The sequence below is a fragment of the Cupriavidus sp. H39 genome, assembly GCF_050271075.1.
Classification (GTDB): Bacteria; Pseudomonadota; Gammaproteobacteria; order Burkholderiales; family Burkholderiaceae; genus Cupriavidus; species Cupriavidus necator_B.
In genome coordinates, this window is sequence record NZ_CP189848.1 from 849,590 (window position 1) to 862,305 (window position 12,716).

Annotated in this window: 13 protein-coding genes; 4 read left to right on the forward strand and 9 right to left on the reverse strand. The window is 65.1% G+C overall.

Annotated elements, in window-relative coordinates; translation table 11 throughout:
- The first annotated feature begins 305 nt into the window (after window positions 1-305).
- From ACOCMH_RS19410 to ACOCMH_RS19420, 3 genes are all read left to right on the forward strand, one after another.
- Window positions 306-761 carry a pilin gene (locus ACOCMH_RS19410; protein WP_427312581.1) on the forward strand — a complete coding sequence of 152 codons (456 nt, stop codon included), beginning with the start codon at window positions 306-308 and terminating at the stop codon, window positions 759-761.
- On the forward strand, window positions 713-2,617 hold the full coding sequence (locus ACOCMH_RS19415; protein WP_427312582.1) for a Wzy polymerase domain-containing protein: 1,905 nt from the start codon (window positions 713-715) through the stop codon (window positions 2,615-2,617). The genes ACOCMH_RS19410 and ACOCMH_RS19415 overlap by 49 nt, the downstream gene beginning before the upstream one ends.
- A 97-nt stretch (window positions 2,618-2,714) precedes the next feature.
- A complete protein-coding gene (locus ACOCMH_RS19420; RefSeq protein WP_427312583.1) occupies window positions 2,715-4,523 on the forward strand; it encodes a PglL family O-oligosaccharyltransferase in 1,809 nt (602 codons plus the stop codon).
- 1 nt (window position 4,524) lies between these two features.
- Here the strand turns inward: ACOCMH_RS19420 and ACOCMH_RS19425 are convergent, their stop codons facing one another.
- The 3 genes from ACOCMH_RS19425 to moaC all read right to left on the reverse strand — a co-directional run bounded on the left by ACOCMH_RS19425 (window position 4,525) and on the right by moaC (window position 6,203).
- A complete protein-coding gene (locus ACOCMH_RS19425; RefSeq protein WP_427312584.1) occupies window positions 4,525-5,040 on the reverse strand; it encodes a hypothetical protein in 516 nt (171 codons plus the stop codon).
- A gap of 14 nt (window positions 5,041-5,054) precedes the next feature.
- A complete protein-coding gene (locus ACOCMH_RS19430; protein WP_427313323.1) occupies window positions 5,055-5,489 on the reverse strand; it encodes a hypothetical protein in 435 nt (144 codons plus the stop codon).
- A gap of 234 nt (window positions 5,490-5,723) precedes the next feature.
- The gene (gene moaC / locus ACOCMH_RS19435; RefSeq protein ID WP_035816150.1) at window positions 5,724-6,203 is read right to left on the reverse strand and encodes a cyclic pyranopterin monophosphate synthase MoaC; all 480 of its coding nucleotides are present in this window, start codon (window positions 6,201-6,203) and stop codon (window positions 5,724-5,726) included.
- Window positions 6,204-6,253: 50 nt separating this feature from the next.
- Between moaC and ACOCMH_RS19440 the strand changes: the two genes are divergently transcribed.
- Window positions 6,254-8,029 carry a M48 family metalloprotease gene (locus tag ACOCMH_RS19440; protein WP_427312585.1) on the forward strand — a complete coding sequence of 592 codons (1,776 nt, stop codon included), beginning with the start codon at window positions 6,254-6,256 and terminating at the stop codon, window positions 8,027-8,029.
- A gap of 9 nt (window positions 8,030-8,038) precedes the next feature.
- Here ACOCMH_RS19440 and ACOCMH_RS19445 read toward each other — a convergent pair whose 3' ends face one another.
- The 6 genes from ACOCMH_RS19445 to ACOCMH_RS19470 all read right to left on the reverse strand — a co-directional run bounded on the left by ACOCMH_RS19445 (window position 8,039) and on the right by ACOCMH_RS19470 (window position 12,589).
- Entirely contained in the window at window positions 8,039-8,611 is a 573-nt protein-coding gene (locus ACOCMH_RS19445) for a DUF2946 family protein (protein WP_427313324.1), read from the reverse strand.
- Window positions 8,612-8,640: 29 nt separating this feature from the next.
- Complete coding sequence (locus ACOCMH_RS19450) at window positions 8,641-9,723, reverse strand: YheT family hydrolase (protein WP_427312586.1); 1,083 nt, start codon at window positions 9,721-9,723, stop codon at window positions 8,641-8,643.
- Between the two features lie 42 nt (window positions 9,724-9,765).
- Window positions 9,766-10,206: a YybH family protein gene (locus tag ACOCMH_RS19455; protein ID WP_427312587.1), complete on the reverse strand. Its 441-nt coding sequence runs from the start codon at window positions 10,204-10,206 to the stop codon at window positions 9,766-9,768.
- Window positions 10,207-10,237: 31 nt separating this feature from the next.
- Window positions 10,238-11,260, reverse strand: a complete 1,023-nt coding sequence (gene waaF, locus ACOCMH_RS19460) for a lipopolysaccharide heptosyltransferase II (RefSeq protein ID WP_427312588.1) — start codon at window positions 11,258-11,260, stop codon at window positions 10,238-10,240.
- Window positions 11,261-11,378: 118 nt separating this feature from the next.
- Window positions 11,379-11,573 (reverse strand): zinc-finger domain-containing protein, encoded by a 195-nt coding sequence (locus ACOCMH_RS19465; protein ID WP_010812205.1) that lies wholly within the window; start codon window positions 11,571-11,573, stop codon window positions 11,379-11,381.
- A gap of 95 nt (window positions 11,574-11,668) precedes the next feature.
- A complete protein-coding gene (locus tag ACOCMH_RS19470; protein ID WP_427312589.1) occupies window positions 11,669-12,589 on the reverse strand; it encodes a branched-chain amino acid transaminase in 921 nt (306 codons plus the stop codon).
- Between the last annotated feature and the right edge of the window lie 127 nt (window positions 12,590-12,716).

Sequence of the window (12,716 nt, forward strand, 5' to 3'; positions counted from 1 at the left end):
GAGGCGGGAAGGGCGGCCAGTTGGCCGCCCTTTTCTCATCGGGCCTTGCACGGCGAGTGTCCGTGCCCATGCCCACTAACTCATGTGAGTGATCGCACATTTTGTCGCGCTTGCCTGTGATAGCGGTCCCAGGTGACAATTTTTGGCGTAACCGGCAAGCTTCTCCCCGATGGGTGACGAAATTTGTCGCTTTTCACCCCCTACCGATGGGGGATGCCGCTGGCACACTTGCTGCTCAATCGTCCCCGCGTCACGCAACCGAAGACGTGCAACGCTTAACCAAAATCTCTTCGAGGGGTCAAATCATGCAACGGGTACAACAACTGAAGAAGCTGGGCCGCCGCGTCCAGAAGGGCTTTACGCTGATCGAACTGATGATCGTGGTGGCGATCATTGGTATTTTGGCGGCGATTGCGATTCCGCAGTATCAGGACTATGTGACGCGGAGCCGGTGGTCGGATGTCTATTCGCAAATTGCGCCGCTGAAGCAAGCTATTGCGCAATGTACGCAAACAAATGCGGGCGGGCTAGCTTCTTGCGACACGCTCGCCAAACTGAACACTGAGGTCGGTTATAACTCGCTGCCCGCGCCGGCCAATGCGTCGGTATCGATTACGAGCACGACCGCCGCTATTTCGATGGCATCGCAAGGGCAGCTTGGATCCGGTTGTACGGTGACCCTGACGCCGACGTTGTCCTCTAATGCAGTGACGTGGGCGGCAAGCAATTCGGGTTGCACCAAATCGCAGACTGGCGTTTAAGCCGGACCCTAAACTCAAAAAAGGCATCTTCGGATGCCTTTTTTTTTCATACGATCATGCAGTCTAGATTTGTTACATGGGCGTTCAGAGTAGCAGTAGCGCTTGCCTTCATCCTGTGGTCAGTGCCTTTCCTGGTCAACCCTCACACCGTTCCTATCCCTACATTCTATGCCGAGGTGTCGGCAATTGTGGCTTTGGCACTGCTCAGCAGCGTGGCTTTGGTTTTGCGTGTTAGTCAAGGAGGATCGCCACAGATCGCACTAATCACGATGGGCCCGGTCGGATTGATTGTCGTTTTATTTGTCCAGCTTGCCATCTTTCATACCGGGCGGCCGATGCCAACATTTCTGGCGATCTTTTTCTGCATATGTGCTGCGCTGGCGGTTCAGACCGGCTTATGGGTCGGGCAAGATCGAAATAAAGCCAAGACAGTATTACAGGCATGTGCACTTGGAAGTGTGATCAGTGGGCTGGTTTCCTTCGCTTTTGCCTGGTTGCAGGCTTTTGGCCTGGAGGGGCATTATTCGCCTTGGGTCGCCGAATATCAGGGAACAGAGGGGCGAAGGTTATTTGCAAATCTTTATCAGCCCAACCACCTCGGAACTGTTTGCATGCTCGCCATGGCGAGTGTGTTATACCTGCGCCAAGCTGCGCGGATAAACGCGTGTGCCGTTGGGGCCGCATTGTTTATCCTTGGTATCGGAGCGGCGCTAACAGCGTCGCGAACCCCCTTGCTGCAAGCTGTAGTGGTGGCAATAGGCACACCCGTTCTCGTGCGTGCTCAGCGTAGCCGACTACGCGGGCTAAGCTCCTGGCTGCCTGCCCTTGGGTGGGGTGCAGCGCCGATAGTCGCTCTGGGGATGGGCATGCTGTTTGTCGCCGGGCTGAATTGGCAGTTTGATCTTCACCTCGCAATTTCGGCTGTAGACAGATTCTCAAATAGCGGAGATGCCGTGTCGCCACGCCTTGCTTTGTGGCGCTACGCCCTCGAGGTATTCCGTTCTAACCCACTGTTAGGGGCGGGTTGGGGCGAGTACGTGCGTGCTCAATATCTTCTCGCAGACCGTTTGGGAACGGTTGAGATGGCAAATAACGCCCATAACGTTGTGCTTGATCTATTGGCTAAGACCGGAGTACTTGGCGCCTCAGTTGTTCTGCTGTCGTGTCTCGGTTGGCTTTGGCGTAATGTCAAAGGGGTTGGTACGAAAAACGAGGGGTTGTCCCGCGTATACTGCATAATTGTCGTGTTAGTTGTAGGTGTGCATGCAATGCTGGAATTTCCCCAGAACTACGCATTCTTTTTATTGCCTCTTTGTCTGCTAATGGGGATGACCGAGACACGGACTTTTTGTTTCATGACGAAAGGGCTTTCGATAAGTTTGAGTGCAGCAATGATCGCAGGTATCACGATTGGGTCAGTAGCGGGTTACCAAGACTATCGGAAAACCGAAATCGCCTATGAGGCCGGAGGTGCACTGCGTTATGGTGCAAATCCCGCATTTATTTTTGCCGACTGGGCCCGATATGGGATTATCAGTACGATGGCACTTGATAAGGAGTTCCTGGCGGAAAAAATATTAATGCATGAGAATGCATTGACTATATCGGCATCACCTAACTATATTCGCCGCTACATCATCCTGTTGGCGCTTGACGGACGTACCGACGAAGCACTACTTCAGGTGGCTCGTCTTAAGAGCTTTTCGATTAGTCAGTTCGAACAGCAGTACGCATGGTTGATCGACATGTGTGACGAGCAGAACGGCGCCGTGAGTGGGTTCAAGGAGCGGTTGATCAAACGTTACGGTATGCCCGCGCTCTATGACGAAAAGTCCCATCGCAGAGATGGCCATTGACGGTACGCATAGCTAACCGCGGTAACGTCGTTGCGTATGCGTCGAGGATATATCACTCTTTGCGATATGATTCGGTTTTCACCAAATTGCATCTCGCATGGCCGTCCGCAGCTTTCCGGCGCTGGAAACGCTCGCTATCTTCGTGTTTGGTGTGCCGTTGCTGGTTTCCAGGCACACTCTGCCCCTTGCCACTTTCTACGGCGAGTGGGCAGCAGCATTTCTCTTCGGCAACGCCGCGATCTTCGCTTGGATCTTGCTTATATCAAAGAAGCTATCGGGCGGCACTTTACTGATTCCGCGCGTTGCGCTGCTGCCGCTTTGGCTGGCAGCCAGTACCTTCCATACGGTGATGCCCCGGGTTGACGTTACGGGCAGTGGTCTGACGACAGTCTTAGGCCTCGCCGTAGGTATGGCTACAGTCCTGTTAGCGTGGTGGTGCCAACAAGGGGAGGATAAAGCGAATGGAAGCAGTTTCGCGGATGCCCTTGCTGCCGGTTGGCTACTTGCAGCTCTCTTGGGCGCGCTAGTCCAATGCGTCCAACTCTTCCACCTCGAACCCCGCTCCTTCGGCCTGGTCTCCACGTATTTCTACGACACCAACCGCCGCCTGTGGGGCAACCTCAACCAGCCCAACCACCAGGCCACCGTCCACGGCCTCGCACTGGTCGCGTCCGTGTGGCTGGCCTCGCGCGGCCGCTTGCGTTTTCCCATGTGGCTGGCCGCGGTGGCCTTGCTCGAAAGCGGCATCGTGCTGTCCGGCTCGCGTACCGGTGTGTTGCATGTTGGCCTCGCCGCGTGCTACGCGTTGATTGCAGCATGGCTGGCGCGAGGCGATCGACGTGGCCCGGATCCCATGCAGCGCCCGGTGGGACTTGTGGTGGCTGCCGTTGCCATGGTGGCAATGCTGCTGCTCCTGCAACCCGCAATCAAGGCGGCAGGGCAGGCCTTTGACTGGCGCCTGTTCGATACCGTCGCCCAGCTCGGCGCCGAAGACCAGATGTCAGCGCGCAGCGCGCTCTGGGCTCACGCCATCGCCATGTTCCGCGCGCACCCGTGGTTCGGCGTCGGCTGGGGCGAGTTCGGTTGGGCGCAATTCCAGCAGTTGGATCAGGTCGGGGTGAAGGTGGAGATGTCCCTGCATGCCCACAATGCCATTCTCGACCTGCTGGCAAAGACGGGGATCGTCGGCACCGCCGGCGTGGGCGTAATCCTGCTGGCGTGGCTGTGGCGCGTGGTTCGAGTTCGCTTGTGGCATGGCGATGCCGAGGAGCGCAAGCAGGCGGTAATGGTGCTCACCTGGCTGGCCATGCTGTGCGCGCATTCGATGCTCGAATACCCGCTGCATTACCTTTATTTCTTCCTGCCGTTCTGCTTCATGCTCGGGTGGCTGGAGCCGTCGGGCTTTGGGCGCTGGCGGGTGCCGTTGCCGGTGGCGCGGGGGCTGGCGATGGCGTTTGTCGCGGTGGCGGCGCTGGTGTTGGGCACGATGTGGCAGGACTATCGCCGCGCGGAGGCCCGCGAGTATGCCAGCAGCGAAGGCCGCGAAGCCTTGCCGATGCCGCGCTTCTGGTTCCGCCAGCATGCGCAGGCCGATGCGGTTGGACAGGCCGACATCACGCCGGAGAATGCCGCGGCACTGTTGCCCGCGCATGTTGCGGCGGTGCACCTGCTGCCGACGCCGACCATGATCGCGCGCACGGCATGGCTGCTGGCGCTGACGGGCGATGCCGCGCAAGGCCGGCAGTGGATGGAACGGCTGCGTTGGTACTACCTTGGCGACGAGCCCGCGCAATATGCGACGATCGCGCAGGCGTGCCGCGGCGTGAAGGCGGATGAGCGCCCGCAGGCGTTCTGCGCGTGGGTGGCCGATCGCTCGCGGCGGCTTGCGCAACTGGGCCGGGACTGACCTAGTAGTACGGATACGGGCTGTAGTAGGCCGGCGGCGGGGGCGGCGGATAGTAGTACCGCGGCGCCGCAACCGGTGCCGCGGCCACGCGCCCCGGCACGGGTACGCGATTGCCGCTCGCGTACATGCATTGCACGTAGGCGGCGTCGTATTGCTGCTGCGTGCCATAGCCGGCGTACTGCGCATTGCCGGCGCCGACCGCCGCCCCCGTGAGCAGGCCGACGCCGGCGCCCACCGCAGCGCCCGAGCCGCCGTTGAACGCGGCGCCGGCGGCAGCGCCCAGCGCGGTGCCGACCACGGCGCTGCCGACCGCGGCGTTGTTCGCCGCCTGCGCGGACGACACCCCGCCGACGCGCCCGAAGGCAAATTGCCGGCAGTTGTAGTCGTCGGCGCGGAACTGGTCGAAGCTCTTGCCGGTGCCCGGCAGCGCCATCACGCTGGGTCCTGCGGGCAGCACGGCGCAAGCGCCGAGGGCGAGGGTGGCCACGACCAGCGTGGCGCGGATCAGGGCATGCATGGTGTCACCCCGTTTCAGGAATCGGCCGGCGGCTGTGCCGGTACGCGTTGCCAGCCGCCGGGGCAGGACGCGACATAGGGGTAGTAGCCTTCAGGCTGGTCGCAGTGGTACCACCAGCCCTGCTGCGGCATGACGCCGTCGGGGCCGGGGGCGGGCACCGGGCCATTGGGTCCCTGCTCGATATACTGCGGCGGCGCGGCAGGCACCGTGACTACGGCGGGCGGGTAATAGTAAGGAGCGGGGTAGCCATAGGGATAGCCACCGTAGAACGCGCCGGGCCCGAGATAGATGCCGACCCCCACGCTGGCGCGTGTCCTGACCATGCCGTCGCGTAGATCGCCGCCATCCCAGGCGGCATCGTGGAGATCGGCCCGCCCGGCAAGGGCGGCGCCGCCTGCGGCCGTGGCCGCGAGTGCCAGGGCGATCTGGCAGAGCATGCGCCCGTTCATGGTATCCACCTCATCCCCGCGCGCGCCGCGGACAGGGTCAGCCGGCCGCGACCGTGCGGCGGCCCGCAATCATATTGAATACCAAATTGTCGCGCGCAGATGTGTGGGACGGCGCGTGTGGAAATGCGGCGTTACCTTTATTACTTGGGAACCAGGTCGGCGTAAGACAAGGCCACGTCATCCCTATCCCGCGTATTGCGAGCGTCACGTAAGTCGGGATTCAAGGCCAGGGATTCAGCCCGCGGCCACCCAATCCCCGGACTTGCCCCCATGCTTCTCCAGCAGCTTCACATTGCCGATCACCATGCCCCGGTCCACCGCCTTGCACATGTCGTAGATCGTCAGGAGCGCGACCTGCACGCCGGTCAGTGCTTCCATCTCCACGCCCGTCTGGCCGCGGGTCTCGGTGCGCACGGTGCAGGCGACGGTGGCGGTGGCTTCGTCCAGCGCGAACTCGACGGCCACCTTGGTCAGGCCGATCGGGTGGCACAACGGGATCAGGTCGGCGGTGCGCTTGGTGGCCATGATCGCCGCCACGCGGGCGATGCCGATCACGTCGCCTTTCTTGGCGCTGCCGTCGCGCACCAGGGCGAAGGTGGCGGGCTGCATGGTGATGGTGCCGGTGGCCACCGCGACGCGATGGGTGCTGGCCTTGTCGCCGACGTCGACCATGTGGGCTTGTCCGGCGGTGTCGAAATGGGTGAGCTGGGTCATGATGGAAAGCCTGGGGCGAACTGCGCGCGGGAGGCCGCTATCATAGCAACATGCCAAAACACCCATCGCTTCGCAGGTCTGCCGCATGTGGCCGTGACGCCGTGGCAGATGCCGTTCCTGCCGGTTCCGCGTCACATCGGCGCGCCTGGTCGCCGTGGCGGCGCCCGCTGGCGGCGCTGCTTGCGCTGACGTTCGCGGTACCGGCCTGGCCACAGGGTACGCCGCGCGCCGCGGCGGCGCCAGCGACGCCCGTACCGGCCACCTCGGGCGAGGCCGCCGACCAGGTCTACGACAACCTGAACCGCAGCGTGAAGGCCGGCCAGAAATCCGAGTTCGGCCTGCGCACCAACAACGCGGTGGTAGAAGCGGGCGGCGTGCAGCTGCCGGACCTTGGCGACCCGTCCACCGCGGCGCTGTCGCCCGACATGGAAAAACGCCTGGGCGATCGCATCATGCGCGATATCCGGCGCGATCCGTTGTACGTGCCCGATCCGCTGCTGTCCGATTACCTGAACGCGCTCGGCTACCGGCTGGTACAGGCGGCGCGGCGCCAGAGCATCTCCGGCTCGACCGGCGCGGGCACCTTCGCCACCGGCTTCGACCTGTTCGCGGTGCGCGACCGCAGCATCAACGCCTTTGCGCTGCCGGGCGGCTATATCGGCGTGCACACCGGGCTGCTGGTGCAGTCCGATACCGAATCCGAGCTGGCCTCGGTGGTGGGCCATGAAATCGGCCACGTGATGCAGCGGCATATCGCGCGCGGCATCACCCAGCAAGACCAGTCGATGTGGATTGCGCTGGCGTCGATGGTACTGGCCGGGCTGGCCGCGACGCGCAGCCCGGATGCGGCGGCGGCGCTGGCCATGGGCGGGCAGGGCGCTGCCATTGCCAACCAGCTGTCGTTCTCGCGCGGCGCGGAGCGCGAGGCCGACCGGGTCGGCTTCCAGATCCTGACCGCGGCGGGGTTCGATCCGCAGGGCATGCCCGATTTCTTCATGCGGCTGCAGCGTGCTTCGGGCACCGCCGAGAATTCAGTGCCGTCCTATGTGCGTACCCACCCGCTGACCTCCGAGCGCATCGCCGACATGCAGGACCGCGTCAGCCATGCCAGCCAGCGCAAGGTGCCCAACACGCCCGAGTACGAGTTCGCGCGGATGCGCGCCCGCGTGATCCAGGAAGCGTCGCCGAGCGAACTGCAGAACCTGCGCGCGGCGCTGCGCACGCAACTGCCGGGGGCCTCCGCGCTGCGCGCGCCGGCGCTGCACTACGCGCTGGCGTTTATCGAGCAGCGTCTGCGCCGCTATCCGGCCGCCGAACAGGAACTCGCCGAAGCGCGCCGCCTGTACGGCAATATCCCCGGCGCCAGCTCCGGCAGCCCGATGCTGGACGTGATGGCGGTGGAGCTGGCGCGCGCGCAGGGCCGCGTGCCAGAGGCGCTGTCCCAGGCCAGCGCTTCGATGAAGGCCTTCCCGCTGTCGCACGCGGTGGCGGTGGCTTATGCCGAGACCCTGATCGGCTCCGGCCGCCACGACGAAGCCGTGCGCTTCCTGCGCGAGCGCACGCGCCAGGAGACCGGCCGCAGCGAATGGTGGGAGATGCTGGCGCGCGCCTACGCCGGACAAGGCAAGCGGCTGCAGCAACACCAGGCGCTGGCGGAGAAGTACGCGATGGATGGCGCCTACCAGGCTGCCATTGAACAGCTGCAGATCGCGCGCAAGGCCGGCGACGGCGATTTCTACACGCTGTCCGAGGTCGATGCGCGGCTGCACCAGCTGGAGCGCCAGTACCGGGAGGACAAGCAGGACAACAAGGGCATGCCGAACTGAGCCTGCGCTTCAGTCCGCCGGTGCCGGCTGGCGCACGAAGCCGAAGCGCTTCGGCACTTCGCTCTCGGCGATCGGCTCGATCGCGAGGTCGCGGCCATCGTGGTGGAACACCCCCAGGTCGGCGCCACAGGCGTCGCCATGCCAGGTGCTGGCGCCGCTGAACTGTTCCAGGTCGTGGTCGTGCAGCAAGGCTGCCTGCAGGCCCTCGACGCCGTCCACGGTGCCGGCCAAAACCACGTTGCCGTGCTCGTCGGCGTAGCAGGACTGCAGCGTGAAGGCCTGCCGCGTGGTGGTCTGCAACCCGCCCTGATGCAGCCGCAGGATCCACGGCGCATAGCCCAGCGTGACGAAGACCCGCTGCGGCCCGTTCTGGAAGTACCAGAAGCCGCGCTCATCGCACAGATAGTTGCGCTCGATAAAGCCGATCAGCGCTTCGTGGCGGATGGGATCGCCCGAGAGCCCGTGCTGCTGCGCGTATTCATTGCGCAGGCGCCACTGCCCGCGGCGGTCCAGCGTGAGCCAGCCATAGGCATTGGGCACGTTGGGCCAGCGTGCCATGGCCTGCCTGACGATGTCGTCCATCATTGCCTCCCGGCGGACCGGTGCCCGCCTTACATCATGCTGTCGAAAAATTGCAGGATCCGTGCCGGCAGCCATTCGATATGGCCGCTGAAGCGCCCGTCGACCTGCAGCGGCAGGTGCCGGCGCCAGCCCGCGGGCGGGGTCATGAAGCCGACATGGCCGCCGTGCTCGGGCTGTTCCAGCCAGACCTGCGGGCTGACGTCGGCCGGGCCGGGCAGGTGCTGGCCCGGCAGGAAGGGATCGTTGCGCGCGTTCAGCACCAGCGTGGGCACGGCGATGTCGCGCAGCACGGGTTTGCTGGCGGCGCGGCGCCAGTAGTCGTCGGTGTCGGCGAAGCCGTGCAGCGGCGCGGTGACGACGTTGTCGAAGGCGTACAGGTCGCGGCTGGCCAGCATCGTGTCGCGGTCGAACAGGCCCGGGAACTGCTCGAGCTTGGCCAGCGACTTGCGCTTGAGCGTCTGCAGGAACATGCGCGTGTAGACCAGGTTGAAGCCCACCGACAGCGCCGCGCCGCCCGCGGCCAGGTCCAGCGGCGCGGAGATGGCCGCGGCCGCATGCACGTGGCCGGCGCGGCTGCCGTCTTCGCCCAGCATGCGCAGCAGTGCATTGCCACCGAGCGAGATCCCCACCACTAGCAGCTTGCGCGCGTTGGCGCAGTGGTGCTGGCGCATGCGCTCCAGCACCCAGCGGATTTCCGCCGAATCGCCCGAGTGGTAGAAGCGCGGCGCCAGGTTGAGTTCGCCCGAGCAGCCGCGGAAATGCGGGATCACGCCTTGCCAGCCGCGCAGCGACAGCGCATGCATCAGCGCCTGCGCGTAGTGGCTGCCGGAGTCGCCTTCCAGCCCGTGGAACATCACCACCAGCGGGGTATCGGCCTGCACCGCGTGCGTGGTCCAGTCGAGGTCGATGAAGTCGTGGTCGGGCGTGGTCCAGCGTTCGCGGCGAAAACCGACGCGCGGCGGGCGGCGTGTGAAACGCGCGGGGATGATGGTCTGCGCGTGGCCGCCGCGCAGCCACCACGGCATTGGCATGTTGCCGCCGTAGCTATGCGACGCAGTCGCCAGGTCGGCCTGGACGGCGTGCGGCAGGCGGTGGTGCGGGAGCTGCGTCATGCCGGCAATGTCGTGGCGACGGGCCGCTGCGCGGCCGCGGTTTCAGTGCAGCGCCTGGCCCGGCGTGGCGGCCACGGCGGCCACCTGCACCGCGTTGGCCGGGCTGCAGTGGATATGCGCCAGGCGCCAGCCTTCGTGGTTCTGCATCAGCACGTAGGTGGTGTGCACGTACAGGTCGGCCTCGACGCGGTCACTGCCGAAGCGCAGCGCCTCGGTCACGTCGAAGATCGACACCGCCATCGACGCATGGCTGCTGGTTTCGATCGCGTCGACCAGCACCGGCTGTTCTTCCAGCAATTGCGAAAAGGCCTGGCGCAGCTGCTCGTGGCCGATCAGGCGCTGCCCGTCGGGCAGTACGCAGGTGATCGAGTCTTCGTCCAGCCACAGGCGCAGCGCGCCATCGGCGTCGCGCAGCTTCAGCGCTTCGCGGAAGGCTTCGACGATGTCTTCGGCGGAATCGAACAGGCGGGCAAAGCGAGGCATGGTGGCAATGGACGTGGCAAGGGCAGGGAGGTCAGGGCCGGTGCAGCAGCTTGCGCAGCTCAACGAACACCATTTCCGGTTCGATCTCTTTCAGGCAGCGCAGGTGGCCCAGCGGGCACTCACGCTTGAAGCACGGACTGCACTCCAGCTGCAGCCACATGATACTCGCTGCCTGTGACAGCGGCGGCGTGTGGCGCGGATCGCTGGAGCCGTACACCGCCACCTGGGGCCGGCCCAGTGCCGCGGTCACGTGCATCAGGCCGGAGTCGTTGCAGACCGCGGCTTCGGACAGCGCCAGCAGGTCGACCGCGTCGTCGAGCGAGGTCTGGCCGCACAGGTTGCGCACGAACGGCGCCTCGCTGGTGATTTCGGCGGCGATCTCGGCGTCCTTGGCCGAGCCCAGCGCGATCATCTGCGCGTAGGGGTAGGAGCGCCGCAGCATCTGCGCCAGCTTGGCGAAATGGGCGGCGGGCCAGCGCTTGGCCGGGCCGAACTCGGCGCCCGGGCAGAACGCGATCACGCGCGTGTGCGGGGCCAGCCCGAAGCGCTCGGCGGTGGCCGCCACGCGCGCCGGGTCCACGCGCAGGCGCGGCTCGGACAGGTGCTCGGGCAGGCGCGCGCCGGGCTTGAGCGCCAGCCGGGCATAGTGCTCCACCATTGGCGGGCGGTGGTCGCGCGGCGGATTGGCGTGGCGCACGTTGAGCATGCCGAAGCGCGCTTCGCCGCGGTAGCCGATGCGCAGCGGAATGCCGGCCAGCCACGGGATCAGCGCCGACTTGAGCGAGTTCGGCAGCACGTAGGCGAGGTCATAGCCTTCGTTCTTGAGCTGCTGCGCGAACATCAGCCGGGCCGACAGCTGCAGCTTGCCGTGCGCAAGGTCGGACGGGAACACGCGGCCGATTTCCGGCATGCGCGCGAGCACCGGCGCGACCCACTTGGGCGCGAGGGCATCGATGACCAGGCGCGGATGGCGCGCCTTGAGCAGCGCGAACAGCGGCTGCGCCATCAGGGCGTCGCCGATCCAGTTGGGGGCGATGACGAGGGCTTTCTTCATGGAAGGGGCGCAAGGAGCCGGTACGGGCGCAGCAGCGCGGGCGCCGGCAACGCCAACGCTCCGGGGCGCCTGAAGGCGGCCCGGAGCGTCAGGGTGGTGCGATGGCAGGCGGCTCGGGTCAGTGGTGGCCCTTCAGCACGGTGCCCGGCTTGAGCTTGTACACGGTGCCGCAGTAGGGGCACTTGGCTTCGCCGGTGTCGGCCACGTCGAGAAACACGCGCGGGTGGTAATTCCAGGCCGGGGTGTTGGCGGTCGGGCAGTGCAGCGGAATGTCTTCGGCGCCGATTTCGATGATGGTCGCGGTTTGCGTCATGGTGTTGCAGGGAATGAGGCTGATTGTTCGTCAAAACAAGGTGCGGCCGCGCCCGCAAGGGGCGGGCGCCGGGCGCGTCGGCTGCCGGCTGGTGCTCAGACCAGCGTCAGCCACTTCTTGTACTTTTCGTCGGTGCCGCCGACGGCGGCAAAGAATGCGTCCTGGATCTGCTTGGTCACCGGGCCGCGGCGGCCTTCGCCGATGATGCGGTCGTCCAGTTCGCGGATCGGCGTGACTTCGGCGGCGGTGCCGGTGAAGAAGGCTTCGTCGGCGCAGTACATCTCGTCGCGGGTGATGCGCTTCTCGCGGACCTCGATGCCCAGGTCGCGCGCGATGGTCAGGGTGGCGTCGCGGGTGATGCCATCCAGGCACGAGGCCAGGTCCGGGGTGTAGATCACGCCGTTGCGCACGATGAAGACGTTCTCGCCCGAGCCTTCGCTGACGTAGCCGTCGGTGTCGAGCAGCAGCGCTTCGTCGTAGCCCAGGCCCGTGGCTTCCTGGTTGGCCAGGATCGAGTTGATGTAGTAGCCGCTGGCCTTGGCGCGCACCAGCGACACGTTGACGTGGTGGCGGGTGAAGGACGAGGTCTTGACGCGGATGCCGCGCTCCATGCCTTCCTCGCCCAGGTAGGCGCCCCACGGCCATGCCGCGATGGCGACGTGGATGGTGTTGCCCTTGGCCGACACGCCCAGCTTTTCGGAGCCGATCCACACCAGCGGGCGGATGTAGCAGGATTCCAGGTGGTTGGCGCGCACCACTTCGCGCTGCGCGGCTTCGAGCGTGGCCTCGTCGAACGGCATGGCCATCTGGAAGATCTTGGCCGAGTTGAACAGGCGGCGGGTGTGCTCCTTCAGGCGGAAGATGGCGGTGCCTTCGGGGGTCTTGTAGGCGCGCACGCCCTCGAACACGCCCATGCCGTAGTGCAGCGTATGCGTCAGCACGTGGATCTTGGCATCGCGCCATTCGATCAGCTGGCCGTCCATCCAAATCTTGCCGTCGCGATCCGCCATCGACATGTCTGTTCTCCCTGCGCCGTGAAAATAGCAAAAACGATATTGTAAGCCCCGGGGGCATGGGTCACAACGCGGCGCGGGCGCCGCGGCGGTCTAGAATCCTCTTTTTCCGCGCATTGTCGCCGCGTTT